The organism is Delftia sp. WSY_7 (genome assembly GCF_043104845.1).
Classification (GTDB): domain Bacteria; phylum Pseudomonadota; class Gammaproteobacteria; order Burkholderiales; family Burkholderiaceae_C; genus Comamonas; species Comamonas tsuruhatensis.
Window position 1 is genome coordinate 18,981 of sequence record NZ_JBICLB010000032.1, and the last position, 22,898, is coordinate 41,878.

24 protein-coding genes are annotated in these 22,898 nt (G+C 66.3%); 20 read left to right on the forward strand and 4 right to left on the reverse strand.

What is annotated here, in order from left to right; all coding sequences use genetic code 11:
* Positions 1-57 precede the first annotated feature (57 nt).
* Positions 58-375, reverse strand: a complete 318-nt coding sequence (fliE, locus tag ACF8ME_RS12020; RefSeq protein ID WP_016449318.1) for a flagellar hook-basal body complex protein FliE — start codon at positions 373-375, stop codon at positions 58-60.
* A 177-nt stretch (positions 376-552) separates the two neighbouring features.
* Between fliE and fliF the strand changes: the two genes are divergently transcribed.
* From fliF to fliR, 13 genes are all read left to right on the forward strand, one after another.
* Positions 553-2,253 (forward strand): flagellar basal-body MS-ring/collar protein FliF, encoded by a 1,701-nt coding sequence (gene fliF, locus ACF8ME_RS12025; RefSeq protein WP_026062017.1) that lies wholly within the window; start codon positions 553-555, stop codon positions 2,251-2,253.
* Between the two features lie 26 nt (positions 2,254-2,279).
* Positions 2,280-3,275: a flagellar motor switch protein FliG gene (gene fliG / locus ACF8ME_RS12030; protein ID WP_012202571.1), complete on the forward strand. Its 996-nt coding sequence runs from the start codon at positions 2,280-2,282 to the stop codon at positions 3,273-3,275.
* Complete coding sequence (locus ACF8ME_RS12035; protein WP_016449320.1) at positions 3,268-4,158, forward strand: FliH/SctL family protein; 891 nt, start codon at positions 3,268-3,270, stop codon at positions 4,156-4,158. Before fliG ends, ACF8ME_RS12035 begins: the two co-directional genes overlap by 8 nt.
* Entirely contained in the window at positions 4,148-5,566 is a 1,419-nt protein-coding gene (gene fliI, locus ACF8ME_RS12040; protein ID WP_016449321.1) for a flagellar protein export ATPase FliI, read from the forward strand. Before ACF8ME_RS12035 ends, fliI begins: the two co-directional genes overlap by 11 nt.
* 56 nt (positions 5,567-5,622) lie before the next feature.
* Positions 5,623-6,087, forward strand: coding sequence for a flagellar export protein FliJ (gene fliJ, locus ACF8ME_RS12045; protein WP_016449322.1), 465 nt, complete (start codon positions 5,623-5,625; stop codon positions 6,085-6,087).
* A gap of 3 nt (positions 6,088-6,090) precedes the next feature.
* Positions 6,091-7,566: a flagellar hook-length control protein FliK gene (locus ACF8ME_RS12050; RefSeq protein WP_392416616.1), complete on the forward strand. Its 1,476-nt coding sequence runs from the start codon at positions 6,091-6,093 to the stop codon at positions 7,564-7,566.
* 254 nt (positions 7,567-7,820) lie between these two features.
* Positions 7,821-8,393 (forward strand): flagellar basal body-associated protein FliL, encoded by a 573-nt coding sequence (fliL, locus tag ACF8ME_RS12055; protein ID WP_016449324.1) that lies wholly within the window; start codon positions 7,821-7,823, stop codon positions 8,391-8,393.
* A gap of 18 nt (positions 8,394-8,411) precedes the next feature.
* On the forward strand, positions 8,412-9,416 hold the full coding sequence (gene fliM, locus ACF8ME_RS12060; RefSeq protein WP_016449325.1) for a flagellar motor switch protein FliM: 1,005 nt from the start codon (positions 8,412-8,414) through the stop codon (positions 9,414-9,416).
* Entirely contained in the window at positions 9,406-9,837 is a 432-nt protein-coding gene (gene fliN / locus ACF8ME_RS12065; RefSeq protein WP_016449326.1) for a flagellar motor switch protein FliN, read from the forward strand. The genes fliM and fliN overlap by 11 nt, the downstream gene beginning before the upstream one ends.
* A gap of 10 nt (positions 9,838-9,847) precedes the next feature.
* Positions 9,848-10,183 carry a flagellar biosynthetic protein FliO gene (locus ACF8ME_RS12070; protein WP_012202579.1) on the forward strand — a complete coding sequence of 112 codons (336 nt, stop codon included), beginning with the start codon at positions 9,848-9,850 and terminating at the stop codon, positions 10,181-10,183.
* Positions 10,176-10,961 carry a flagellar type III secretion system pore protein FliP gene (gene fliP, locus ACF8ME_RS12075; protein WP_016449327.1) on the forward strand — a complete coding sequence of 262 codons (786 nt, stop codon included), beginning with the start codon at positions 10,176-10,178 and terminating at the stop codon, positions 10,959-10,961. Before ACF8ME_RS12070 ends, fliP begins: the two co-directional genes overlap by 8 nt.
* 24 nt (positions 10,962-10,985) lie before the next feature.
* Positions 10,986-11,255, forward strand: coding sequence for a flagellar biosynthesis protein FliQ (gene fliQ, locus ACF8ME_RS12080; RefSeq protein WP_012202581.1), 270 nt, complete (start codon positions 10,986-10,988; stop codon positions 11,253-11,255).
* A 29-nt stretch (positions 11,256-11,284) separates the two neighbouring features.
* Complete coding sequence (fliR, locus tag ACF8ME_RS12085; RefSeq protein WP_012202582.1) at positions 11,285-12,055, forward strand: flagellar biosynthetic protein FliR; 771 nt, start codon at positions 11,285-11,287, stop codon at positions 12,053-12,055.
* A gap of 48 nt (positions 12,056-12,103) precedes the next feature.
* On the opposite strand, the gene ACF8ME_RS12090 is transcribed toward fliR, so the two are convergent.
* Together ACF8ME_RS12090 and ACF8ME_RS12095 are read right to left on the reverse strand one after the other, a co-directional pair.
* Positions 12,104-12,733, reverse strand: a complete 630-nt coding sequence (locus ACF8ME_RS12090; protein ID WP_016449328.1) for a response regulator transcription factor — start codon at positions 12,731-12,733, stop codon at positions 12,104-12,106.
* Positions 12,734-12,772: 39 nt separating this feature from the next.
* Complete coding sequence (locus ACF8ME_RS12095; RefSeq protein ID WP_016449329.1) at positions 12,773-13,921, reverse strand: response regulator; 1,149 nt, start codon at positions 13,919-13,921, stop codon at positions 12,773-12,775.
* A 119-nt stretch (positions 13,922-14,040) separates the two neighbouring features.
* On the opposite strand from ACF8ME_RS12095, the gene ACF8ME_RS12100 reads away from it, so the two are divergent.
* The 7 genes from ACF8ME_RS12100 to ACF8ME_RS12130 all read left to right on the forward strand — a co-directional run bounded on the left by ACF8ME_RS12100 (position 14,041) and on the right by ACF8ME_RS12130 (position 20,587).
* Positions 14,041-14,487: a hypothetical protein gene (locus ACF8ME_RS12100; RefSeq protein WP_016449330.1), complete on the forward strand. Its 447-nt coding sequence runs from the start codon at positions 14,041-14,043 to the stop codon at positions 14,485-14,487.
* Positions 14,488-14,539: 52 nt separating this feature from the next.
* Positions 14,540-14,902 carry a response regulator gene (locus ACF8ME_RS12105; protein WP_016449331.1) on the forward strand — a complete coding sequence of 121 codons (363 nt, stop codon included), beginning with the start codon at positions 14,540-14,542 and terminating at the stop codon, positions 14,900-14,902.
* Positions 14,903-14,941: 39 nt separating this feature from the next.
* A complete protein-coding gene (locus tag ACF8ME_RS12110) occupies positions 14,942-17,146 on the forward strand; it encodes a chemotaxis protein CheW (protein ID WP_392416618.1) in 2,205 nt (734 codons plus the stop codon).
* A gap of 115 nt (positions 17,147-17,261) precedes the next feature.
* Positions 17,262-17,750, forward strand: a complete 489-nt coding sequence (locus ACF8ME_RS12115; RefSeq protein ID WP_012202588.1) for a chemotaxis protein CheW — start codon at positions 17,262-17,264, stop codon at positions 17,748-17,750.
* 26 nt (positions 17,751-17,776) lie between these two features.
* A complete protein-coding gene (locus ACF8ME_RS12120) occupies positions 17,777-18,667 on the forward strand; it encodes a CheR family methyltransferase (RefSeq protein ID WP_392416620.1) in 891 nt (296 codons plus the stop codon).
* 33 nt (positions 18,668-18,700) lie between these two features.
* Complete coding sequence (cheD, locus tag ACF8ME_RS12125) at positions 18,701-19,438, forward strand: chemoreceptor glutamine deamidase CheD (RefSeq protein ID WP_016449335.1); 738 nt, start codon at positions 18,701-18,703, stop codon at positions 19,436-19,438.
* Between the two features lie 15 nt (positions 19,439-19,453).
* Complete coding sequence (locus ACF8ME_RS12130; RefSeq protein ID WP_034366524.1) at positions 19,454-20,587, forward strand: chemotaxis response regulator protein-glutamate methylesterase; 1,134 nt, start codon at positions 19,454-19,456, stop codon at positions 20,585-20,587.
* A gap of 73 nt (positions 20,588-20,660) precedes the next feature.
* Here ACF8ME_RS12130 and ACF8ME_RS12135 read toward each other — a convergent pair whose 3' ends face one another.
* Positions 20,661-22,538 carry an ATP-binding cassette domain-containing protein gene (locus ACF8ME_RS12135; protein ID WP_016449337.1) on the reverse strand — a complete coding sequence of 626 codons (1,878 nt, stop codon included), beginning with the start codon at positions 22,536-22,538 and terminating at the stop codon, positions 20,661-20,663.
* Between the last annotated feature and the right edge of the window lie 360 nt (positions 22,539-22,898).

The window sequence follows — 22,898 nt, forward strand, 5'->3', positions numbered from 1 at the left end:
CGGTCTGCGGTCTGCGGTTTGGGTGGGCAAAGAGGGTCCGGCCGGGGCCGGACGTCCTCAGACCTGCATGTTCATCACGTCGGTATAGGCCTGCACGAGCCGGTTGCGCACCTGCATCGTGGCCTGGAAGCCGATCTGTGCCTTTTGCATGGCGATCATGGTTTCTTCGAGGCTGACGGCCGGGTTCTCCAGCTGCACTTCACGCTGCAGCTGGCTGGAGTGGTTCTGGGCTGAACTGACGGACTGCAGCGCGCCTTGAAGGGCCTGGCTGAAGCCGCCAGCCGCCACTTTGGTCGATGCGTCGCCTGCGCCCACGCCTTTGGGGAGCTGGGTGCCGTACAGGGGAGAGGTGGTACTGGGGATGCGAAGGTCCATGACACATTCCATCGGAGTTAGCAAGATGACGAGATCGTAGGTCGGCAGGGTTTTCGCATCCGGGCAAATAGAAGGTCAAACGGCGCGCTTATCGGGCGAATGTGAAGCGGCGGACTTCGAATAATCGACAGCACGCTAGGGTCCTGTGTGTGCAGGGCTCGAACACCTGGAACCAAGATGTCTGCTGTCGCTGAAATCCCTGTCCCCCAAGCCACTCCCGTCCCCCAGCCTGCCCTGCAGCAGCGCTGGACGGCCATGGACCGTGGCCAGCGCCTGCGTTGGGGCGCGATCGCCGTGCTGCTGGTTGTCGCCGTGGGGGCGGCGGCCATGTTCTACCGCCAGCCGGACTACAAGGTGCTGTTCTCCAATCTGAGCGACAAGGATGGTGGCGCCATCGTCGCCCAGCTGTCGCAGATGAACGTGCCATACCGCTACACGGAAGGCGGCGGCGCCATCCTCATCCCGTCCGACCGCGTGCACGATGTGCGCCTGAAGCTGGCCACCCAGGGCCTGCCCAAGGGTTCGGTGACGGGCTTCGAGCTGATGGAAAACAGCAAGTTCGGCATCACCCAGTTCCAGGAACGCCTCAATTTCCAGCGCGGCCTCGAAGGCGAGCTGACGCGCTCCATCCAGGCCCTGGCCGCCGTGCAAAGCGCACGCGTGCATCTGGCCCTGCCCAATCAGAACGGCTTTTTCCGCGAGCAGCAAAAGCCTTCGGCCTCGGTGCTGCTGAGCCTGTACCCCGGCCGCGTGCTGGACCGCACGCAGATCGCGGGCATCGTGCACCTGGTGGCCTCCAGCGTGCCCGAGATGGCGCCCACGGCCGTGAGCATCCTCGACGATTCGGGCAAGCTGCTGTCGCAGTCGCCCGACGGCAACGCCAACGCCGTGGACATGCAGCAGCTGAACTACACCCAGCAGATCGAGCAGCAGTACGTGCGCCGCATCCTGGATATCCTGGAGCCTGTGGTCGGCAAGAACAATGTGAAGGCCCAGGTCTCGGCCGAGATGGATTTCAGCCAGACCGAATCGACCTCGGAGCAGCACCGCCCCAACCAGTCCTCCGACGCGGGCGTGGTGCGCAGCCAGCAGGTGGTGGAGAGCACGGGCGAGCAAAAGCCGCCCCAGCCCACCGGCATCCCCGGCGCCACCAGCAACCAGCCGCCCCAGAACGCGTCCGCGCCGGTCAATGGCGCCAATCCCGCACCCCAGGCGGCCGATGGACAGAACGCCGTGCGCTCTGCCAGCAAGCGCGAGTCCATCACCAACTACGAAGTGGACAAGACCGTGCGCCACACACGCGGCAGCACGGGCAGCATCAAGCGCCTGACGGCCGCCGTGGTCATCAATGCGCCCCTGGTGGCGGCCGCTGCGCCGAATGCAGCCGGTGGCGCCACCGATGCCGCCACCGTTGCCGCCGCAGCGCGCGGCCTGACGGCGGCGCAGCAGGCGCAACTGCTGACCCTGGTGCGCGAGACCGTGGGCTACAGCGCCGAGCGCGGTGACTCGGTCAACCTGGTCAGCACACCCTTTGTGCAGGACGAAGCGCCGGCCGAGGTGCCGCTGTGGCGCCAGCCCGAAGTGCTGGACATGGCCCGCAGCCTGGGCGTGCCCATCGGCCTGGCCCTGTTCGGCGCCATCTTGCTGCTGGGCCTGGTGCGACCCATGCTCAAGGGCCGCAAGACGGCTGCCGTGGGCGGTCAGCTCAATGCCATCGAGGGCGAACAGCTGGACCGTCCGGCGCTGGCCGGACCCGCTGTCGATCTGTCTCCCACACAGGAGCAGGTGCGCCTGGAGCAGGCGCGCCAACTGGCCAAGCAGAACCCGATCGCGGTGGCCAACATCGTCAAGACCTGGATCAACGGCGAGGCCACCTGAGCCTGCCAAACACGGATTGCTGAGATATGGACGAACGAGGCCTGAACGACGCCGCCATCTTGCTGGTCTCCCTGGGCGAGGAGGAAGCGGCCGAGGTGTTCAAGCACCTCACACCCAAGGAAGTGCAAAAGCTCGGCGAGACCATTGCGCACATGCGCGGCGTCTCGCGCGAGAAGGTGGACTTCGTCATCAACCGCTTTGCCGATGACGCGGCCGCGCAAAGCCTGCTGGTGGACGACGCCAGCGGCTATGTGCGCTCGGTGCTCAAGCGCGCGCTGGGCGACGACAAGGCCGCGCTGCTGATCGACCGCATCCTGCAGGGCGGCGATGTCTCCGGCATCGAAAGCCTGAAGTGGATGGACCCGCTGTCGGTGGCCGAACTGCTGCGCGGCGAGCATCCGCAGATCGTGGCCGCCATCCTGGTGCACCTGGAGCACGAGCAGGCTGCTGCCGTGCTGATGCAGCTGCCCGAACGCTTTCGCAGCGAAGTCATGCTGCGCGTGGCCACGCTGGAAGGCATTCAGCCGACCGCGCTCAAGGACCTCAACGAAGTGCTGTTCCAGGTGCTGGCCGGCGGCGACAAGATCCGCAAGACCTCGCTGGGCGGCGTCAAGACGGCGGCCGAGATGATCAACAACCTCGGCGGCAATGCCGACGTGGCCGTGCTGGACACCATCCGCAACTACGACCCGGACCTGGCCCAGAAGATCATGGACAAGATGTTCGTGTTCGACGACCTGGTCAAACTGGACGACCGCTCGGTGCAGCTGGTGCTGCGCGAAGTGGTGTCCGAGACGCTGATCATCGCGCTCAAGGGCGGTTCGATGGAAGTGCGCGACAAGATCCTGGCCAACATGTCCATGCGTGCGGCCGAGTCGCTGCGCGAGGACCTGGAAGGCCGCGGCCCGATGCGCCTGTCCGAAGTGGAAGCGCAGCAAAAGGAAATCCTGAAGGTGGTGCGCCGTCTGGCCGAAGAAGGCCAGATCACCATCGGCAGCGGCGCGGAGGACAGCTATGTCTAGTGGGATGAACTCGCGCTTCATTCCCTCCGAGGAGATTGACGAGCGCCAGGTGGTGCAGTGGCGCTTTGGTGCCGTGGACCACATGGGCGGCCTGCAAAGCCTGCCCGGCCTGCCGAACATTCAGGGCGCCCCCGATGCACAGGCTGCACCCGGTGGCGCCGGCATGGCGCGCACACCCGCTTCCTCGTCCGGCTTCCACAGCCTGTCGCTGCCCGGGCGCTCCGATGCGCCCCGGCTGGACGCCGATTCCATGGTGCTGGATGTCGACGCCGACGCGCCAGGCACGGCGGCATCCACCCCCGCCGTGGACGAGGAGCGGCTGCATGAATTGCTGGAGCAGGCACGCGCCGAAGGCCATGCCGAGGGCCTGGAGCAAGGCCGCCAGGAAGCCCGGCAGCAGTGGCAGCAGCACATGGATGACTATGTCTCCGGCACGGGCCGAGAGACGGCGCAGCGCGTGGACGCGCTGCTGTCCGGCCTGGACGCCGGCTTCAAGCAGCTGCAGGCGGATGCGGCGCAGGAACTGCTGAACCTGGCCTGCGACATCGCGCGCCAGGTGGTCCGCCAGGAGCTGCGCAGCCAGCCCCAGGCCCTGCTGCCCGTGGTGCGCGAGGCGCTGGACATGCTGGCCTCCGACGGCCGCGCCGCCACCGTGCGCCTGAACCCTGCCGACTTCGCCGTGCTGGACGAGGCGCTGCGCGCCGAGCATGGCGCCCAGTCCAAGGTGCAGTGGATCAGCGACGCTGGCGTGGCCCAGGGCGATGTGCGCGTGGAATCGGGCGGTGCCCAGGTCGATGCCGGCATGGACAAGCGCTGGCGCCGCGCCGTGGCCGCGCTGGGCCTGGTCTCCACCTGGTATGACGGAGAACGCGATGCCGGTTGATGCCTCCCTGGCCGATGCAGGCAAGCCCTGGCAGCAGCTGCTGTCCAATGCCCGCGCCCGCCTGCACAGCGACATTCCGCTGGAAACCCACGGCACGCTCACGCGCCTGACCGGCCTGGTGCTGGAGGCCACGGGCCTGCAGGTGCCGGTGGGCTCGCAATGCTGGATACGCCAGGCAGGCCAGGACCCGGTGCTGGCCGAAGTCGTCGGCTTTGCCGGCGAGCGTGCGTTCCTGATGCCTGCGGGCGACATCCAGGGGCTGTCCAGCGGCGCCATCGTGACGCCGGCCGAACCCTTTGTCGCCCCGCTGCGCTTTGGCGACGGTCCCGAAGAGCCCGTGTCCATGGCGGCCGGCGTGCTGCGCCTGCCCATCGGCAGCGGCCTGCTGGGCCGTGTCGTGGATTCGCAGGGGCAGCCGCTGGACCATGGCGGGCCGCTGGCCGACGTCACGGCCGATCTGCTGGACCGCAACCCCATCAACGCCATGGACCGCGACCCGGTGCGCGAGACGCTGGACACCGGCGTGCGCTCGCTCAACGCCCTGCTCACCGTGGGCCGGGGCCAGCGGCTGGGCCTGTTCGCAGGCTCGGGCGTGGGCAAGTCCGTGCTGCTGGGCATGATGGCGCGCTACACCCAGGCGGACGTGATCGTCGTCGGCCTGATCGGTGAACGCGGCCGGGAGGTCAAGGAATTCGTCGAGGACATCCTCGGCGCACAGGACCGCAGCCGCGCCGTGGTGGTGGCCGCGCCGGCCGATGCGCCGCCGCTGCTGCGCATGCAGGGTGCCGCCTACGCCACGGCCATTGCCGAGCATTTCCGCGACAAGGGCCAGCATGTGCTGCTGCTCATGGATTCGCTGACGCGCTATGCCATGGCCCAGCGCGAGATCGCGCTGGCCATTGGCGAGCCACCGGCCACCAAGGGCTATCCGCCGTCGTGTTTTGCCAAGCTGCCGGCCCTGGTCGAGCGCAGCGGCAACGGCCTCAACGGCGTGGGATCGATCACGGCCTTCTACACCGTGCTGTCCGAGGGCGACGACCAGCAGGACCCGATCGCCGATGCGGCACGCGCCATTCTGGACGGCCACGTCGTGCTGTCGCGGGCGCTGGCCGAGTCGGGCCACTACCCGGCCATCGACATCGAGCAATCGGCCTCGCGCGTGATGCACAACGTGGTCTCGCGCGAGCACTTCGAGCTGGCGCGGCGCTTTCGCGCTGTCTATTCGCGCTACCAGAAGGGCCGGGACCTGGTCCAGGTCGGCGCCTACATGGCGGGCTCGGACCCGCAGATGGACGAGGCGATACGGCTGCAGCCGGCCATGGCGGCCTTTCTGCAGCAAAGCATGTTCGAGTCGGCTTCCATGGACGAGAGCATCTCGGGCATGGCCGCCGCGCTCGGTGGTCAGTGATGCGGTGACGCGGCACTGAGATAACGCAACAGCGAACACAGGGAGGAAAACCCGGTATGTCGTCCTTGAATGCCTTGATGGTGGCCATCGATGCCGCGTCGCGCAAGCGTGACGAGGCGCGCCAGGCGGTGCAGGAGCGTCAGCGCTCGCAGCAGGCGGCGCAGGCGCAGATGGACCAGCTGCAGCACTACGTGCAGGAAATGCAGGCACGCTGGGGCGTGCAGCAGAACCAGTCCGTGCAGCCCGAAGTCATGTTCCACCAATACCAGTTCATGGACCGCCTGCAGCACGCCATCGGCCTGCAGACACGGGTGCTGGCCGACCTGGCCATCCGCCTGGAGGCCGCGCAAAAGGCCTTGATGGCCTGCGAGCTGCGGGTCAGCAGCCTGCGCAAGGTGGTCGAGGTGCGCCGCCGCGACCTGGCGCTGGGCCAGATGCGCCGCGAGCAAAAGGAAACCGACGAACGTGCGGCCATCCAGTTTTTCCGCCGCAGCTTCGGGCTGACATTCCAGGAGGCTTGACGCATGTCCACCAACCAGATCGAACAGCGCGCCGACGCGCGCAGCGCCATGCAGCGCACCATGGAGGGCGTGCGTTCCGCGCGCGCGGCGCAGCCGCCGTCCAATGAGCAGGCCGCAGGCTTTTCCTCGCTGCTGGCCGCCATGGATGGCATTGGCGGACTGCCGGACCTGGGCCAGGTCCTCGGCGATGAGGGGGCCGGCGCGCTGGCCAGCCTCAAGGGCGCAATTCAGGGCAGCCTGAAGGATCCGGCTGACCTGTCCGGCCTGGCGCAGGGGCTGCTGCAGACGCAATTGCCGCTGCAGCCCCAGGCGGAGACGGACGATATGGCCACTTCCGCGCAGGCCGATGCCATGCTGCTGGCCGCCAACGGCCAGGCGCCCTGGCTCAGCCTGGTCGGGCAGACCGCCCACCTCGATGGCAAGGGCGACCGCGACATGCTGCAGGGCGTGGCGGGCGACTGGTTGTCTGGCCGGGGCAGTGCCGCCATGCTGGCCTTGCGCCAGGAGCAGGGCGTGGTGGCGCATGCCGCCTTCATGGCGCCGCAACCTGCAGCGGGCGATGCCGCAGGCGCGGCGCTGGCCGCGAACGCCAACACGGCGGCGCTGGCTGGCGCAGTCGATGCCGCTGCAGCCGGCACGCCCGCCGATACCGCTGCGCGCCAGGGCGCCCAGGCACAGACACAGGCGGCCGATGTGCTGGCCGCCGTGCAGTCCGATACGGCGCTGACGGCCGCCGCAGCGCGCACGGCATCTGCAGCCCAGGCCACGCATGAGCACACACCCCAGGCGCTGGCGCCCGGCGTGCGGCAGGACGCGGCCCTGGCGTCGGGCATTGCGCTCAACGGCATGGCGGCGGTGCGGCCCGCAGAATGGCGCGGCCTGTTCGAGCGGGCCCGCGAAGGTGGCACCGGCTCCGCAGAGTCTGCCGCCAACGGATTGCATGGGGTTGCAGCCGCCGTGGGCGCGGCCCACGCCGGCCAGTCCCTGGGACAGCAGGCCGCCGGACACAATGGCGCAGCCTTGGCCCAGCCCGATGCCCAGGCACAGCCGGGCAACTCCACCGAGCGCGAGCAGCAGGTGTCCGAGCAGGTGGCCTTCTGGGTGCACAACAAGAGCCAGAACGCCTCGCTGTCTGTCGAGCATGAGGGCAAGGCCATCCAGGTGCAGGTCAGCCTGCAGGGCAACGAGGCCCATGTGCGCTTTGGCGCCAGCGAATCCCAGGCGCGGGAATGGCTGGGCAACGGTGCCGACCAGCTGCGCGAGCTGCTGCAGGCCCAGGGCCTGCAACTGGCCGGCGTCAGCGTGGACGCGGGTGGCCAGTCCGGCAATGGCGAAGCGGGGGGGCGCCAGGGCGCGGATGCCCAGGCGCGCCAGGGCCGCGTGAGCGCCATGGTCGATGCCGCCGGCGTCACGGGCGGCAATGGCGCCGCACAGGCTGGTGGCCGCGCGGCGGCAGGCGGGGTGGATCTGTTCGTCTGATTCTTCCTGCGCTTCTTGCGGGGCGGCGCATGCGCCGTTTTCCGGGTTTTCAGAACAGGCCGGGTGGCGACAAGCTGCCCGGCCTGTGGCATTTGGGGGCCATCAAGCCAGCGAGAAACCGGGGTTTCATGCGCTTATTCAGGCCATGGCCCGAGGTCCAATCGCCGAATAATTCCTGCCATGGGCCTGCTGCGTCATGGCGCCGCGCATGATGCGCGAGCGCGTGGCGGTCCCGCTCACCCAGAGGAATTCCAGTGTCTGCCACACCCAATGCCGCCAACAATGCAGCTCCCGCCCCGGCCAAGGGCAAGAAGCTGATCGTGCTGATCGTCATCATCGCCGTCCTGGCCATAGGCGCGGCCGCTGCCTTCATCCTGCTGTCCAAGCGGCACAGCAATGCCGATGAGGAGGAGGGCGGCTCCAGCAAGGCGGCCGTCACGGTTCCCACCTTCCTGCCGCTGGACAGCCTGGTGGTCAATCTGTCCGACCCGGGCGGCGACCGCTTCGTGCAGATCGGCATCACGCTGGAGCTGGCCGACGAGAAGACGGCCACTACGGTCAAGCAGTACCTGCCCAGCATCCGCAACGGCATCCTGATGCTGGTGTCCCAGCGCACGGCCGAGGAGTTGCTGGAGCGCGACGGCAAGGAACGCCTGGCTGCCGACGTGCTCAACGAAGTGTCCGCACCGCTGGGCTACGGCAACCAGGCCAAGGCCAAGAAGCGCAGCCGCGACGAGGATGCAGAGGACGAAGATGGCGAGCGCCGCCGCTCCCCTGGCAAGAACCCCGTGCGCCGCGTGCTGTTCTCCAGCTTCATCATTCAGTAACCGGGGAGGCAAGGCGCCATGAGCGATTCGTTTCTCTCCCAGGAAGAAGTCGATGCCCTTTTGGAGGGCGTGACCGGCGAGAGCCAGAAATCCACGACCGAGGAGGTCGAGGCGGGCATCATCCGCCAGTACGACATCTCCAGCCAGGAGCGCATCGTGCGCGGGCGCATGCCGACGATGGAGATCGTCAACGAGCGCTTTGCCCGCAACTTCCGCATCGGCCTGTTCAACTTCATCCGCCGCAGCCCCGAGGTGTCGGTGGGCACGGTGTCGGTGCAGCGCTACAGCGCCTTCCTGCGCGAGCTGGTGGTGCCCACCAACTTCAACATCGTCGCCATCCGCCCGCTGCGCGGCAGCGGCCTGGTGGTCTGCGATCCCTCGCTGGTGTTCGGCGTCATCGACACGCTGTACGGCGGCACGGGCCGGCTGCAGACACGCATCGAAGGGCGGGATTTCTCGCACACCGAGCAGCGCGTGATCAACCGCCTGGTCAACGTGATCTGCGAGGAATACAAGAAGGCCTGGCACGGCATCTATCCGCTGGAGCTGGGCTACCAGCGCTCGGAGATGCAGCCGCAGTTCGCCAACATTGCCACCCCCAGCGAAATCGTCGTGTCCACGGCCTTCCAGCTGGAGATCGGTGACATCTCGGGCTCCATCCACATCTGCATGCCCTATGCGACGCTGGAGCCCATCCGTGATGTCCTGTACTCCTCCACGCAGGGCGACTCCATTGAAGTGGACCGCCGCTGGGTCAAGGTGCTCAAGCGCGAAATCCAGGCCGCCGAGGTGACCCTGGTGGCCGAACTGGCGCGCGCCGACGCCACGGTGGAGCAGCTGCTGGCCATGCGCCCCGGCGATTTCATCGAACTCGACCGCGAGCCGCTGATCCGCGCCTCCATCGGCGGCGTTCCGATTTTCGAGTGCCAGTACGGCACTCACAACGACAAGTATGCAATCCGTGTCGAGCACTGCCTGCGCGGTGCCGATGCTGGCTGGATGGGAGAAAACAATGGCAACTGAAGACACGCAAAAGCCCGCTGGCGACGATCCGTTCTCGGGATGGGCAGAGGCATTGGACGAGCAGCGCGAGCGCGACGCCAAGCTGGAGGCGGAACAGGGCGGCCCGCTGACGGGCGAGCCCGTGCGCCCCTACGCCGGTGGCGGCGACGTGCCGGTCAACGACATCAACATGGTGCTGGACATCCCGGTGCAGCTGTCGGTGGAACTGGGCCGCACCAAGGTGCCGATCAAGTACATCCTGCAGCTGGCCCAGGGCTCGGTGGTCGAACTCGACGCACTGGCCGGCGAGCCCATGGACGTGCTGGTCAACGGCTACCTGATCGCCCAGGGCGAGGTGGTGGTGGTCAACGACAAGTTCGGTATCCGCCTGACCGACGTGGTCACGCCGTCCGAGCGCCTGCGCCGGGTCAGCCGTGGCTGAGAGCGCCGGCATGGGCCCGCTGTGGCCGACCCTGCTCACGGTCGTGGCCCTGGTCACGGCCATGGCTGCTCTGCCCTGGCTGCTGCGCCGCTTTCAGCAGCGCACGGCTGCGCTGCGTGGCGCAGCCGGCCTGCAGTCGCGGGTGCTGGGCGCCGTGGGCGTGGGCCCGCAGCAGCGGGTGGTGACGGTGGAAGTGGGCGAGGGCGCGCAGACCGTGCGGCTGGTGCTGGGCGTCACGGCGCAAAGCATCCAGTGCCTGCATGTGCTGCAGGCCCCGGCCCCTGCTGATTTTTCGGCTGCGATGGCGCAAGCGCGCAGCCTGCCTGCGGACGGTGCGAATGTCTGAATATTCCTGCAAGCGCCCGGCGCGCACGCTGAGCCAGGCCGCCGGCGCCGCAGCGCTGGCGCTGTGCTGCGCCACGCCCCTGGCCTCCTGGGCGCAGGGCGCGCCCGCCAGCCTGCCGCTGGTCATCGGCCAGGGCAGCGGTGGCACCAGTTTTTCGGTGCCCATCCAGACCCTGCTGTTCTTCACGGCGCTGTCGTTCCTGCCGGCCATCCTTTTGATGATGACGGGCTTCACCCGCATCGTCATCGTGCTGTCGCTGATGCGCCAGGCGCTGGGCACGCAGTCGGCGCCGCCCAACCAGGTGATCATCGGCCTGTCGCTGTTCCTGACGCTGTTCGTCATGGGACCCACCCTGGACCGCGTGTACCAGGAGGCCTATGTGCCCTACACCACGAATGCCGCGACCTTCGAGCAGGCCATTGAAAAGGCCGAGGCGCCCATGCGCGACTTCATGCTCAAGCAGACGCGCCAATCGGACTTTGCGCTGTTCGCGCGCCTGGCCAAGCTCGAAGCCGGCGTCACGGCAGAGACCGCGCCGCTGCGCGTGCTGGTGCCGGCCTTCGTGACCAGCGAGCTGAAGACGGCGTTCCAGATCGGCTTCATGATCTTCATCCCCTTCCTGGTCATCGACATGGTCGTGTCCTCGATCCTGATGTCGCTGGGCATGATGATGCTGTCGCCCGTGCTGGTGGCCCTGCCGTTCAAGCTCATGCTCTTCGTGCTGGCCGATGGCTGGAACCTTCTCATCGGATCGCTGGCGGCCAGCTTCGCCGTCTAGTCCCGTTTTATTGGAAATCCTTCCATGACCTCCCAATACGTGCTCACCTTCGGCCGCGAGGCACTGACCTTGCTGCTCATGATCTCCATGCCCGTGCTGGGCGTGGTGCTGGCCGTGGGCCTGGCCGTCAGTGTCTTCCAGGCGGTGACCCAGGTGCATGAGGCCACGCTGGCCTTCGTGCCCAAGCTCATCTCCGCCGTGCTGGTGTTTGCCATTGCCGGTCCGTGGATGCTGAGCACGCTGGTGGATTTCATCCGCCGCACCATAGAGACCATTCCGCAGGCGGTGGGCTGAGCCCTTCGCCGCGCGCAGGAAACGCCGCCGTGATCACCTTCAGCGAAGCCCAACTGGTGGCCTGGCTGTCGCCAGTTCTCTGGCCGTTTCTGCGCGTGCTGGCCATGTTTTCCGTGGCTCCCGTGTTCTCGCAGCGCGTCATTCCCATGCGACTGAAGATCGGCCTGGCCTTCCTGGTCGCGGTGTGCGCGCAGCCCGTGCTGGGCGACCAGCCCGTGATCGGCATCAACTCGCCGCAGGCGCTGGGGACGCTGATACAGCAGGTCGGCGTGGGACTGGCCGTGGGCTTTGCCGTGCGCCTGGTGTTTGCCGCCGTGGAGGTGGCGGGCGAGGTGGTCGGCCTGCAGATGGGCCTGAACTTCGCCAGCTTCTTCGATCCCACGACCAATGCCCAGCTCAGCGCCGTGGCGCGCTTCATGGTCCAGATTTCCACGCTGCTGTTCATCGTCATCAACGGACACCTGCTGGTGCTGATGGCCGTGCTCAAGAGTTACGAGGCGTTTCCTGTGGACGGCAGCTTCCTGCAGGCCATCAACCAGATGCGGCTGCACGAGATGGGGGCGGCGGTCTTTGCCAGCGCCTTCTGGATCGCCCTGCCCATGGTCGCCATGCTGCTGTTCGTGAACCTGGTGCTGGGCATCATTTCGCGCGTGGCACCGCAGATGAACATCTATGCCGTGGGCTTCCCGGTCACGCTCACCGTGGGCCTGACGGGATTGATGGCCACGCTGCCGCTGCTCGAGCAGCCCCTGGTCGCCTTGCTGCAGCGCGGCATCGCGGTGTTTGGCACCTCAATGTAAGCAGTTGTGAAAAACAACAGATTTTCCGCTCTGCCGGCCGCAAAAGCCTCAGATCAGCTGGTTGTGGATGGCGTAGGCCGTGAGTTCGGCGTTGCTGCTCATCTGCAGTTTTTCCAGCACGCGCGCCCGGTAGACGCTGACGGTCTTGGGGCTGAGCATCAGCTCGGTGGCAATGTCGGTCAGCCGCTGCCCGGCCGCGATCTTGATCAGCGTCTGCAGCTCGCGCTCGGACAGGCTTTCATGCGGCACCTGGGGTGCGGGCTGGGCCAGGCTGTCGGCCAGCATCTGGGCCACTTCGGACGTCAGGTACTTGCGGCCCGTGGCCACCGTGCGCACGGCCTCGATCAGCAGCATCGGATCGCCCGCCTTGTTGGCATATCCCTGGGCGCCCGCCTTGAGGCAGCGCAGCGCGTACTGGTCCTCGGGGTACATGGAGACCATGAGCACCTTGATCAGCGGATGGGTCTCGCGCACGCTGGCCAGGGCCTCCAGGCCGCTGCGGCCGGGCATGTTGATGTCCAGCAGCAGCACGTCGCAGGCGGCGGTGCGCAGCTGCTCACGCAGCTCGGCATAGCTGCCTGCTTCTGCGGTGACGCTGATGTCCACTGCCTCGGCCAGGGTGTCGCGGATGCCCCGGCGCAGCACCGCATGGTCGTCGCACAGCACCACGTGGATCAAAGTCGGCCTCCTGGAAAAAGGGTCACGCCGCCATGGCGTTCAGCATTCATTGCCCGGGATATTAGGGCAAGCGCCGCCATCGTCCAGCGGAATGGAGACGATGACCGAGGTTCCGCGTCCGGCTTGACTGCTGACATCCAGCCAGCCCCGAACGGTGCGCGCGCGCTCGCCCAGACCGCGCAGGCCGAAGGATTCGGGCTTGTCGCGGGCGCCATCGGCCAGGCCCACGCCGTCGTCCGTCACCTCCAGCGTGAGAAAACCTTCGCGGTCCGAGAGATCGATGTCCACATGGCGCGCCTGGGCATATTTGCCGACGTTGGTCAGCGCCTCCTGGGCCGTGCGGTAGGCCACGACCTGGATGTCGGGCGCGATGTCCATGCTTTCGCGGCTGCTGCGCACACGGGTGGGCACGCCCGTGCGGCGCTCGAAATTCTCGGCCAGCCACTGGACGGCGGCCACCAGTCCCTGGTCCAGCACGGGCGGGCGCAGGTTCATCATGATGCGCTGGCTGGCGCCCAGCGCGTGCTCCAGCATCTCCAGCGCAGCCAGCGCATGCTCGCGCAGCCCGCCCTCGGGCGCATTGCGCGCGATCCAGGCCACGTCGAACTTCACCGAGGTCAGCGAGCCGCCGATGTCATCGTGGATCTCGCGGGCGATGCTGGCGCGCTCGCGCTCGGTGGAGGTCTGCAGGTGCTCGGTCAGGTCGGCCAGGCGCCGCTCGGACGCCGCCAGCTCGGCCGCCGCGCGCCGGCGTGCCAGGCGGGCCTCGTGCACTTCCAGCGCATGCGAGACCACATGGGGCAGGCGCGTGATGTGGTCCTTGAGCAGATAGTCGCTGATGCCTTCGCGCATCACATCCACGGCGGCCGACTCGCCGATGGCGCCGGACAGCAGCACGAAGGGCGGATGCCCGGGCTGGCGGCGAACCAGCTCCCAGGCATCCAGCGCCGTGAAGCCGGGCAGGTGGTAGTCGGCCAGGATGAGGTCGAATGCCTGGTTGTGCAGCGCAGCTGCGGCATCATCGAGCGTGTCGACCACGACAATCTCGCAGACCAGCCCGCCGCGCAGCAAGCTCAGCCGCGCCAGCGCCTGATCGGCGGCCGAATCCTCGATGTGCAGTATGCGCAAGGGCTTGTGCGGTGGTCTGGCATCCCCGGGGGCGCTATCATGAGATACATTTTGGAACATAAATGCAAATGGTCGTGTACACCAAGGGATGCGCGGCATTCCCGTGAACGATTGACAAGGGTTGGCCGTGCTGCAAGGCACGGCGCACGTTGGGCTGAAACGCTGGTGGTGGAGTAACAATGCAGTCAATGCACAAGCCTTCGGGCGAGCCTGCCGTCCCCATGCCCGTCATGGTGGCCGCAGACCTGCAGGATGCCTTGCTGGTGGCGATGCGCGATCTGCAGCGCCTGGAAGGCCTTCTCAATCACGCAACGCAGAACCTGCTGGACCGTTTCGACGAGACCCACGGCCAGCTGGCCGGCGAGGCGCTAGCCGCCTTGCCCCAGCTCGATGCCGCCCGGTCCACGTTGAGGCTGGCGGTGACCGAGTTGCAGTTTCACGACATGTCCTCCCAACTGATCGCCCATATTACGAAGATTTTGCAAGGCTGCGCGTTCCAGTTGGCCGCAGCCACCATGGGTGTGGACGAGGGAGAGGACGATTCCCTGGGCCTGCCGGCGATACCCGACCGGCCCAATCCCGTCACGCAAAGCGAGATGGATGCTGGCTCGGTCGAACTGTTCTGACCGCTGACCATGCACCCATCCACCTTTTATTGCCCGTCTGTTGGAGCTATACATGCGATCGATTCTGGCTGTTGATGATTCCCCCTCGATGCGAAAGATGGTGGCGTTCACCCTCGCAGGAGCGGGATTTCGCGTCGTGGAGGCCGTGGACGGCGTGGATGCGCTCGAAAAGGCCCAACTCGAACAAGTCGATCTGGTGCTGGCCGACCAGAACATGCCGCGCCTCGATGGCATCGGCCTGACGCGCAAGCTGCGCGAAAACCCGAAGTTCCAGAACACGCCCATTCTCATTCTCACCACCGAATCCAGCGACCAGATGAAGCAGGCCGGACGCGCTGCGGGCGCCACGGGCTGGCTGGTCAAGCCCTTCGATCCGAACCGTTTGATCGAAGTCATTCAGAAAGTAATGCGTTGAGCCGATAAGTACGGGCAACAGGAAACAGCAGGACCAAAGATGGCGGATCTACACCAGGATGGGGCAGGAGCGGGCGCAGACTTCGACCTGAGCCAGTTCTATCAAATCTTCTTCGAAGAAGCGGCCGAGAACCTCGACCAGATGGAGCAGATGCTGCTGAATCTGGATCTGTCGGCGGCCAACGACGAGGAGCTCAACGGCATTTTCCGTTGCGCGCACTCGATCAAGGGCGGCGCGGCCACCTTCGGCTTTGCCGATGTGACCGAGCTGACGCACCGCATGGAGTCGCTGCTCGACCGGCTGCGCAGGCACGAGATCACACCGATTCCGGAAATGGTCGACGTGCTGCTGGAGTCGGCCGATGCCAGCCGCAGCCTGCTGGCACGCCACCAGGCCGGCAACGAGGGCGAGGCCCTGTCCACCACGGATCTGGTAGCGCGCATCGAGATGCTGGCAGAAGGCCGCAGTGCCGTGCCTGCAACAGCCGCCCCGGCCGCTGCACCGGCACCGGCGCCTGCTCCCGTGGCAGCGCCGGTCGAGGCGCCCGCGCCTGCCGCGCCCGTATCGGGCGGCGCCGTCGGAACGGCACCCGCCAGTGGCGGCCGTTCGCTGCACATCCTGATCGGTCCGCTGGAGCGTCTGGAGATGGCCGAGGCCATCAAGGAACTGTTCCGCGACATTCCCGGCCTGGGCCGCATCGAGGACCTGGCCTGCGTTCAGCCGCAAAGCCGCCTCTTTGCCGTGCAGACCTCGTCCACCGACGACGACCTGCTCGATCTGTTCGCCTTCCACGTGGCCAAGGAGCAGGTTCGCATCACGGCAGCCGATGAGGCGGCCGGGGCCGCTCCTGCAACCGAAGCGGTGCAGGTGGCCGAAGCCCCCGTCGCCGAAGAGCATGCCGCGCACGATCCCGACGCCGCCCTGGCCTCGGTCGCCATTCCGCCCGCCGAAGAGGCCTACGGCTTCTTCAACGGTGCACCCGGCATGCCCCAGGCCGACGGCGCGCTGGCCATCCAGCCGGCCGGTGCCGCGGCCAAGCCTGCTGCCAAGACGGCTGCCCAGGCGCAGCAGGCGCAGATGGAGTCGACCAGCATCCGTGTGTCGGTGGCCAAGGTCGATCAGCTCATTAACCTGGTGGGCGAGCTGGTCATCACCCAGGCCATGCTGGCGCAAAACAGCCACGGGCTGGATGCATCGGCCTACCAGCAGCTGCTGGCAGGCCTGGCCGACCTGGATCGCAATACGCGCGATCTGCAGGAATCGGTGATGTCCATCCGCATGATTCCCATGTCCACCGTGTTCAGCCGTTTCCCGCGCATGCTGCGCGACCTGGCCGGCAAGCTGGGCAAGAAGATCGACCTGATCACGCTGGGCGAGGCCACGGAGCTGGACAAGGGACTGGTCGAAAAGATCACCGACCCGCTGACCCATCTGGTGCGCAACAGCGTGGACCACGGCATCGAAATGCCCGAGGACCGCCTGGCGGCCGGCAAGTCCGAGCACGGCACGCTGACGCTGGCAGCCTCCCATCAGGGCGGCTCCATCGTCATCGAGGTGCGCGACGACGGGCGCGGCATGAACCGCGAGCGGATTCTCCAGAAGGCCCGCGAGCGCGGCATGGATGTCTCGGACAACATGCCCGATCAGGAGGTCTGGCAGCTGATCTTCGCGCCGGGCTTCTCCACGGCCGACGTGGTCACCGACGTGTCCGGGCGCGGCGTGGGCATGGACGTGGTCAAGCGCAATATCGCGGCGCTGGGCGGCTCGGTCGAGATCGAGTCCACCCAGGGCAAGGGCATGCGCGTGGCCGTTCGCCTGCCACTGACCCTGGCCATCATGGATGGCATGTCGGTCGGCGTCAGCGACGAGGTCTACATCCTGCCGCTGTCCTCGGTGGTCGAGTCCTTCCTGGTCAAGGCCGAAGACGTCAACACCGTGGCCAACGGCACGCAGCTGGTCAAGGTGCGCGACGAGTACATGCCTGTGTTCGCGCTGGAAAAGACCTTCCGCGTGCCGCGCAGCGACACCAGCCAGTCCAGCAACATCATGGTGGTTGTCGAGTCCGACGGCAGCCGCGTGGCCTTGCTGGTCGACGAGCTGCTGGGCCAGCACCAGGTGGTGGTCAAGAACCTTGAATCGAACTACCGCAAGGTGCCCAACGTTTCGGGCGCCACCATCCTGGGCGATGGCACGGTGGCGCTGATTCTGGACACCGGCGCGCTGGTGCGTCGTGCACGCCACTGAACGGGACAGGGGTACCTGACCACAATCGACGGCGCCGCAGGCAGTGCCTGCGCGCCGCCAAGAAACCATGGCCTTCGCCACCACGGCGCGGGCCCGACAGTTGAGGAGCTGAGCAATGAGCGTGATCGCTAAGACCGCAGAAGGCGTCGCCACCGGCGCGCGCGAGTACCTGACCTTCCGCCTGGACCAGGAGGAATACGGCATCGACATCCTGAAGGTGCAGGAAATCCGCGGCTACGAGCCGCCCACGCGCATCGCCAATGCGCCGGAATTCATCAAGGGCGTGGTCAATCTGCGTGGCACCATCGTGCCCATCGTGGACATGCGGCTGAAGTTCAACTGCTCCCAGGTGGAATACAACAGCTTCACCGTCGTCATCATCCTGAACCTGCGCAACCGCGTGGTGGGCATCGTGGTGGACTCGGTCAGCGACGTGATGGAACTGGCTCCCGAAGCCGTGCGCCCCGCGCCGGACATCGAAAGCGCCATCGACAGCGGCTGCATTCTGGGCCTGGGTTCCGTGGGCGAGCGCATGCTCATCCTGCTGGACATCGAAAAGCTCATGAACAACGTGGACATGGGCCTGGTCGCCTCGGTCGACTGAGACCCGTTCTTGCACTGAGCGCCCTCATGCGATCCGGCTCATCCAATGCGGCACTGGCCGCACGTCCCGTCGCCGACGACGGGGATGCCAACGGGCCCCTGGCCCAGGGGCGCGAATTCGAATGGTCGTCGCGGGACTTTGCCCGCGTACAGGCGCTGATCTACCAGCGGGCCGGCATCAGCCTGCACGATGGCAAGCACGCCATGGTCTACAGCCGCCTGTCGCGGCGCCTGCGCGAGACGGGCTACGACAGCTTCTCCACCTACCTGGACTGGCTGGAGTCGCAGTCCGACGGCGTGGAGTGGCAGGAGTTCGTGAACGCGCTGACCACCAATCTCACGGCGTTCTTTCGCGAGCAGCACCATTTCGAGATCTTTGCCCAGCATCTGCGCAGCAAGCCGGCCGGCACGGCCTGGAAGGTCTGGTGCAATGCGGCCTCGACCGGGGAAGAGCCTTACTCCATCGTCATGACGGCGCTGGAAGCGCTGGGTGCCACGCCCAGCTTTCAGCTGCAGGCCAGCGACATCGACTCGCGTGTGCTGGACACGGCGTCGGCCGGTGTCTATCGCGCCGAAAGCATCAAGGGCATGAGCGCCGAGCGCCTGCACCGCTTCTTCCTGCGGGGCAAGGCCGGCAATGCGGGCCTGGTGCGCGTCAAGCCCGAGCTGCGCCGTCTGGTGGAGTTTCTCAACGTCAATCTGATCCGTGACGATTGGCCGTTCCGCGATCCCTTCGACGTGGTCTTCTGCCGCAACGTGATGATCTACTTCGATGCGGCCACGCAGCGCCGCGTGCTGGAGCGCATCCACCGCGTCATGAAGCCCGGGGGCCTGCTGTTCGTCGGACATGCCGAGAACTTCAGCGACTCGCGCGATCTGTTCACGCTCAAGGGGAAGACGGTCTATGAGCGCCGCTGACGCAGGTCCTGCCGCACACAAGGGGGTCATCCCATGATCGGAGACCGCTCCGCCTTCGCTCCGCCCCCGCCGCCTTCGGAGCGCCGCCGCACGCCGCGCATCAACAGCTATACCGCTGCGGACTACCCGGCGCCGGGCGACCCGGTGCCGCGCTCCTCGCTGGAGCAGCTCAAGCGCCAGCAGCGCTACCCCGGCGAGGCGTCGTTCTTCTACTACGACCCGCATTTCCAGCACAACGCCGTCAAGGTGCTGCCGGGCGAATACTTCGTCTCCAACGAGGACGTGATCCTGGTCACCGTGCTGGGCTCGTGCATCTCGGCCTGCATCTGGGACCGCACCATGCGCGTGGGCGGCATGAACCATTTCATGCTGCCCGACGGCGACTCCGCCGATGCGTCGGGCCGCTACGGCTCGTACGCCATGGAATTGCTGATCAACGAAATGCTCAAGCTCGGCGCACGGCGCGAGTCTTTGCAGGCCAAGATCTTCGGCGGCGGGCAGGTGATGCACAACTTCACCACCATGAACGTGGGCGAACGCAATACCGCCTTCGTCACGCAGTACCTGCAGACCGAACGCATCCCCATCGTCTCGGAGGATGTGCTGGACATCTACCCGCGCAAGGTGGTGTTCTTTCCCGCCAGCGGCAAGGCCATGGTCAAGCGCCTGGCACATGCCCATCCGGAGGAGCTGGTACAGCAGGAATTCACGCGCGGCAATGCAGCCGTCGTGGCACGCAATACGGCAGGCGGCTCGGTCGACCTGTTTTGAGGAAGGTTCAAAGGAATGGACAGGAAAATCAGGGTGATCGTGGTGGACGACTCTGCGCTGGTGCGCAGTCTGCTGTCCGAGATCATCAATCGCCAGCACGACATGGAATGCATCGGCTCGGCCAACGATCCGCTGATCGCACGCGAAATGATCCGCGAGATGAATCCCGACGTGATCACGCTCGATGTGGAAATGCCCCGCATGGATGGCATCGACTTCCTGGGCCGGCTCATGCGGCTGCGCCCCATGCCGGTGGTCATGATCTCCACGCTGACCGAGCGCGGCGCCGAGGTCACCATGCGCGCGCTGGAGCTGGGCGCCATCGACTTCGTGGCCAAGCCGCGCGTGGGCGTGTCCAACGGCCTGCAGGAGCTGGCCGCGCAGATCGTGGACAAGATCCGCGTTGCTGCCGTGGCCCAGGTCCGGCGCCTGCCGGTCGCTCCGCGCAGTGCGGCTCCCGCCACCGGCAGCGCGGTGGCGCCGGTCTCCGCCTCGGCTGGCATGAGCGCGCCGCGCCAGGCTGCACCGGCGTCGCTGCTGGGGCGGCTGTCCACGGAAAAGCTGATTGCCATCGGTGCCTCCACCGGCGGCACCGAGGCCATCCGTGAAGTGCTCACCCATCTGCCGGCCGACTGCCCGGCCATCGTCATCACCCAGCACATGCCGCCGGGCTTCACCACCAGCTTCGCGGCCCGGCTCAACAGCCTGTGCCAGATGACCGTGAAGGAAGCACAGCAGGGCGAGCGGCTGCTGCCCGGCCACGCCTACATCGCACCGGGCGGCAAGCATTTCTCCGTGCAGCGCAGCGGTGCCAACTATGTCGCCGTAGTGGATGACAGCCCGCCCGTGAATCGCCACAAGCCTTCGGTCGAGGTGCTTTTCAAGTCGGTGGCGGCCTGTGCGGGCCGCAACGCCTACGGCATCATGCTCACCGGCATGGGTGCCGATGGCGCGGTCGCCATGCGTGAAATGCGCGATGCGGGCAGCTACAACTTCGTGCAGGACGAAGCCAGCTGCATCGTCTTCGGCATGCCGCGCGAGGCCATCGCCCATGGTGCGGCCGACGAGGTGCTGCCCCTCAACCAGATCGCCTCCGCCTTGCTGGGCAAGCTGCGCATAGGTTCGGACCAGGTTCACCACCGCATTTGAGTGCAACGGCCGGTCCTGGCGGCACCCATGAAAAAAAGAGCGCCAGGCGCTCTTTTTTTCGTCCGAAGAAAGCTCACTCCGACAGTGCGCTCCAGCGCTCCAGCGCCTCCATCAGCTGCTCATCGATCTCGCCATCGCGCTGATGCAACTGAACGGCGCGGGAATTGTCGCTGGCATACAGCGAACCATCGGCCAAGGCTTCCCGAATGGACTTCTGCTCTGCCTCCAGCGCTGCAATGCTTTCGGGCAACTGATCGAGCTCACGCTGCTCCTTGTAGCTGAGCTTGCGCTTGGGCTTGCCGTCGCTGCGTGCCGCAACGGGCTTGGCCTCTTCCTTGGATGGCTTGGGCTGCGCGGCCTCGGCCAGATCGCGGCTGCGGCGGGACTGATCCAGCCAGTCCTGCACGCCGCCTTCATATTCGCGCCATTGGCCCGGGCCTTCCCAGGCGATGGTGCTGGTGACCACGTTGTCCAGGAAACTGCGGTCATGGCTGACCAGAAAAACGGTGCCGTCGTAGTTCTGCAGCAGGTCTTCCAGCATTTCCAGCGTCTCGATATCGAGATCGTTGGTCGGCTCGTCCAGCACCAGCACATTCGCGGGCCGGGCAAACAGCCGGGCCAGCAGCAGGCGGTTGCGCTCCCCGCCAGACAGCGAGCGAACGGGGGAATGGGCGCGCGCCGGAGAGAACAGGAAATCCGACAGATAGCTCTTCACGTGCTTTTTCTGGCTGCCGATCTCGATCCACTCGCTGCCGGGGCTGATGAAGTCCTCCAGCGTGGCATCCATGTCGATCTGGTGACGCATCTGGTCGAAGTACGCCACCTGCAGATTCGCCCCCAGCCGCACCTGGCCGCTGTCAGGTGCCAGTTCGCCCAGAATCATCTTGAGCAGCGTCGTCTTGCCTGCGCCGTTGGGTCCGATCAGGCCCACCTTGTCTCCGCGCAAAATGGTGGCGGTGAAGTGGGAGACGATGTTCTTGTCGCCAAAGGACTTGGCCACATCCGTCAGCTCGGCCACGATCTTGCCCTGGTAGCCGTCGCCTCGGCCCGACGCAATGTCCATCTTCACGCCACCCAGCACCTCGCGGCGGGCAGCGCGGTTGGCCCGCAACTGCTCAAGCCGGCCGATGCGGCTCTGGCTGCGCGTGCGGCGGGCTTCCACGCCCTTGCGGATCCAGACCTCTTCCTGGGCCAGCAGCTTGTCGGCCTTGGCATTGATCACGGCCTCCTGGGCCAGCTGATCCTCCTTGGTCTGCTGGTACTGGACGAAATTGCCGGGATACGAGCGCAGCGTTCCACGATCCAGCTCCACGATGCGCGTGGAAACCCGATCCAGGAAGGATCGATCGTGCGTAATGGTCACCACGCTGCCCTTGAAGTTCAGCAGCAACTCTTCCAGCCACTCGATGGCGTCAAGATCCAGGTGGTTGGTCGGCTCATCCAGCAGCAGTACATCGGGTCTCGCCACCAGGGCCTGGGCCAGTGCCACGCGCTTCTTCATCCCGCCGGACAGGGTGCCCACCACGGCTTCGGGATCCAGGTGCAGCCGCTGCAGAGTCTCCTCCACGCGCTGCTCCCAGTTCCAGGCGTCATAGGCCTCGATCTGGGACTGCAGCGCATCGAGATCCTCGCCCTCGGCGCCAGCCAGGTAGCGGTCGCGCACGGCAATCACCTCGGCTATGCCGGCGGATGCCGACTCGAAGATTGTCTGCTCGGGCACAAGCACCGGCTCCTGCGCCACATAAGTAATGCGGATACCGGACTGCGTCTGGACCTGGCCGTCATCGGCCTTGGCCAGTCCGCCAAGAATCTTCAACAAAGAGGACTTCCCTGCGCCGTTTCGACCGATCAGGCCCACACGTTCGCCGCTCTCCAGGGAAAACTGGGCGTGGTCGAGAAGCGCCACATGCCCGAACGCCAGTTGGGCGTCTAACAAAGTAATCAATGCCATCGTGCGCGCATTATCTATGCGGGCCCGATTCCTGGCACAGGCGGCAAGGCCTCACGCCCGTAGCCTGCCCGCTAGGGCAGGCTACGGGCCGATGGCGAAGGGCGTGGTCTCGGTTGCTTTGGCAACTTGAAGGGAAGTTCACGAATTTCACGCCATCGGTAAAAACCCATGCTATAGTTCGATCCCTCGTCGCCACGCTGCCTTGCAGACAGCGATGAGTCAGAAAAGTCTTGTAGACAGCACGAAAAAACGTGCTACAATGCAAGGCTCTGCTGAAGAGAGTGATGCAGATCGCTGGTGTTGAGAAAATCGAAGAAATTTGATTGCAACGACGCTAAAAACTGTGCTAGAATTCAAGGC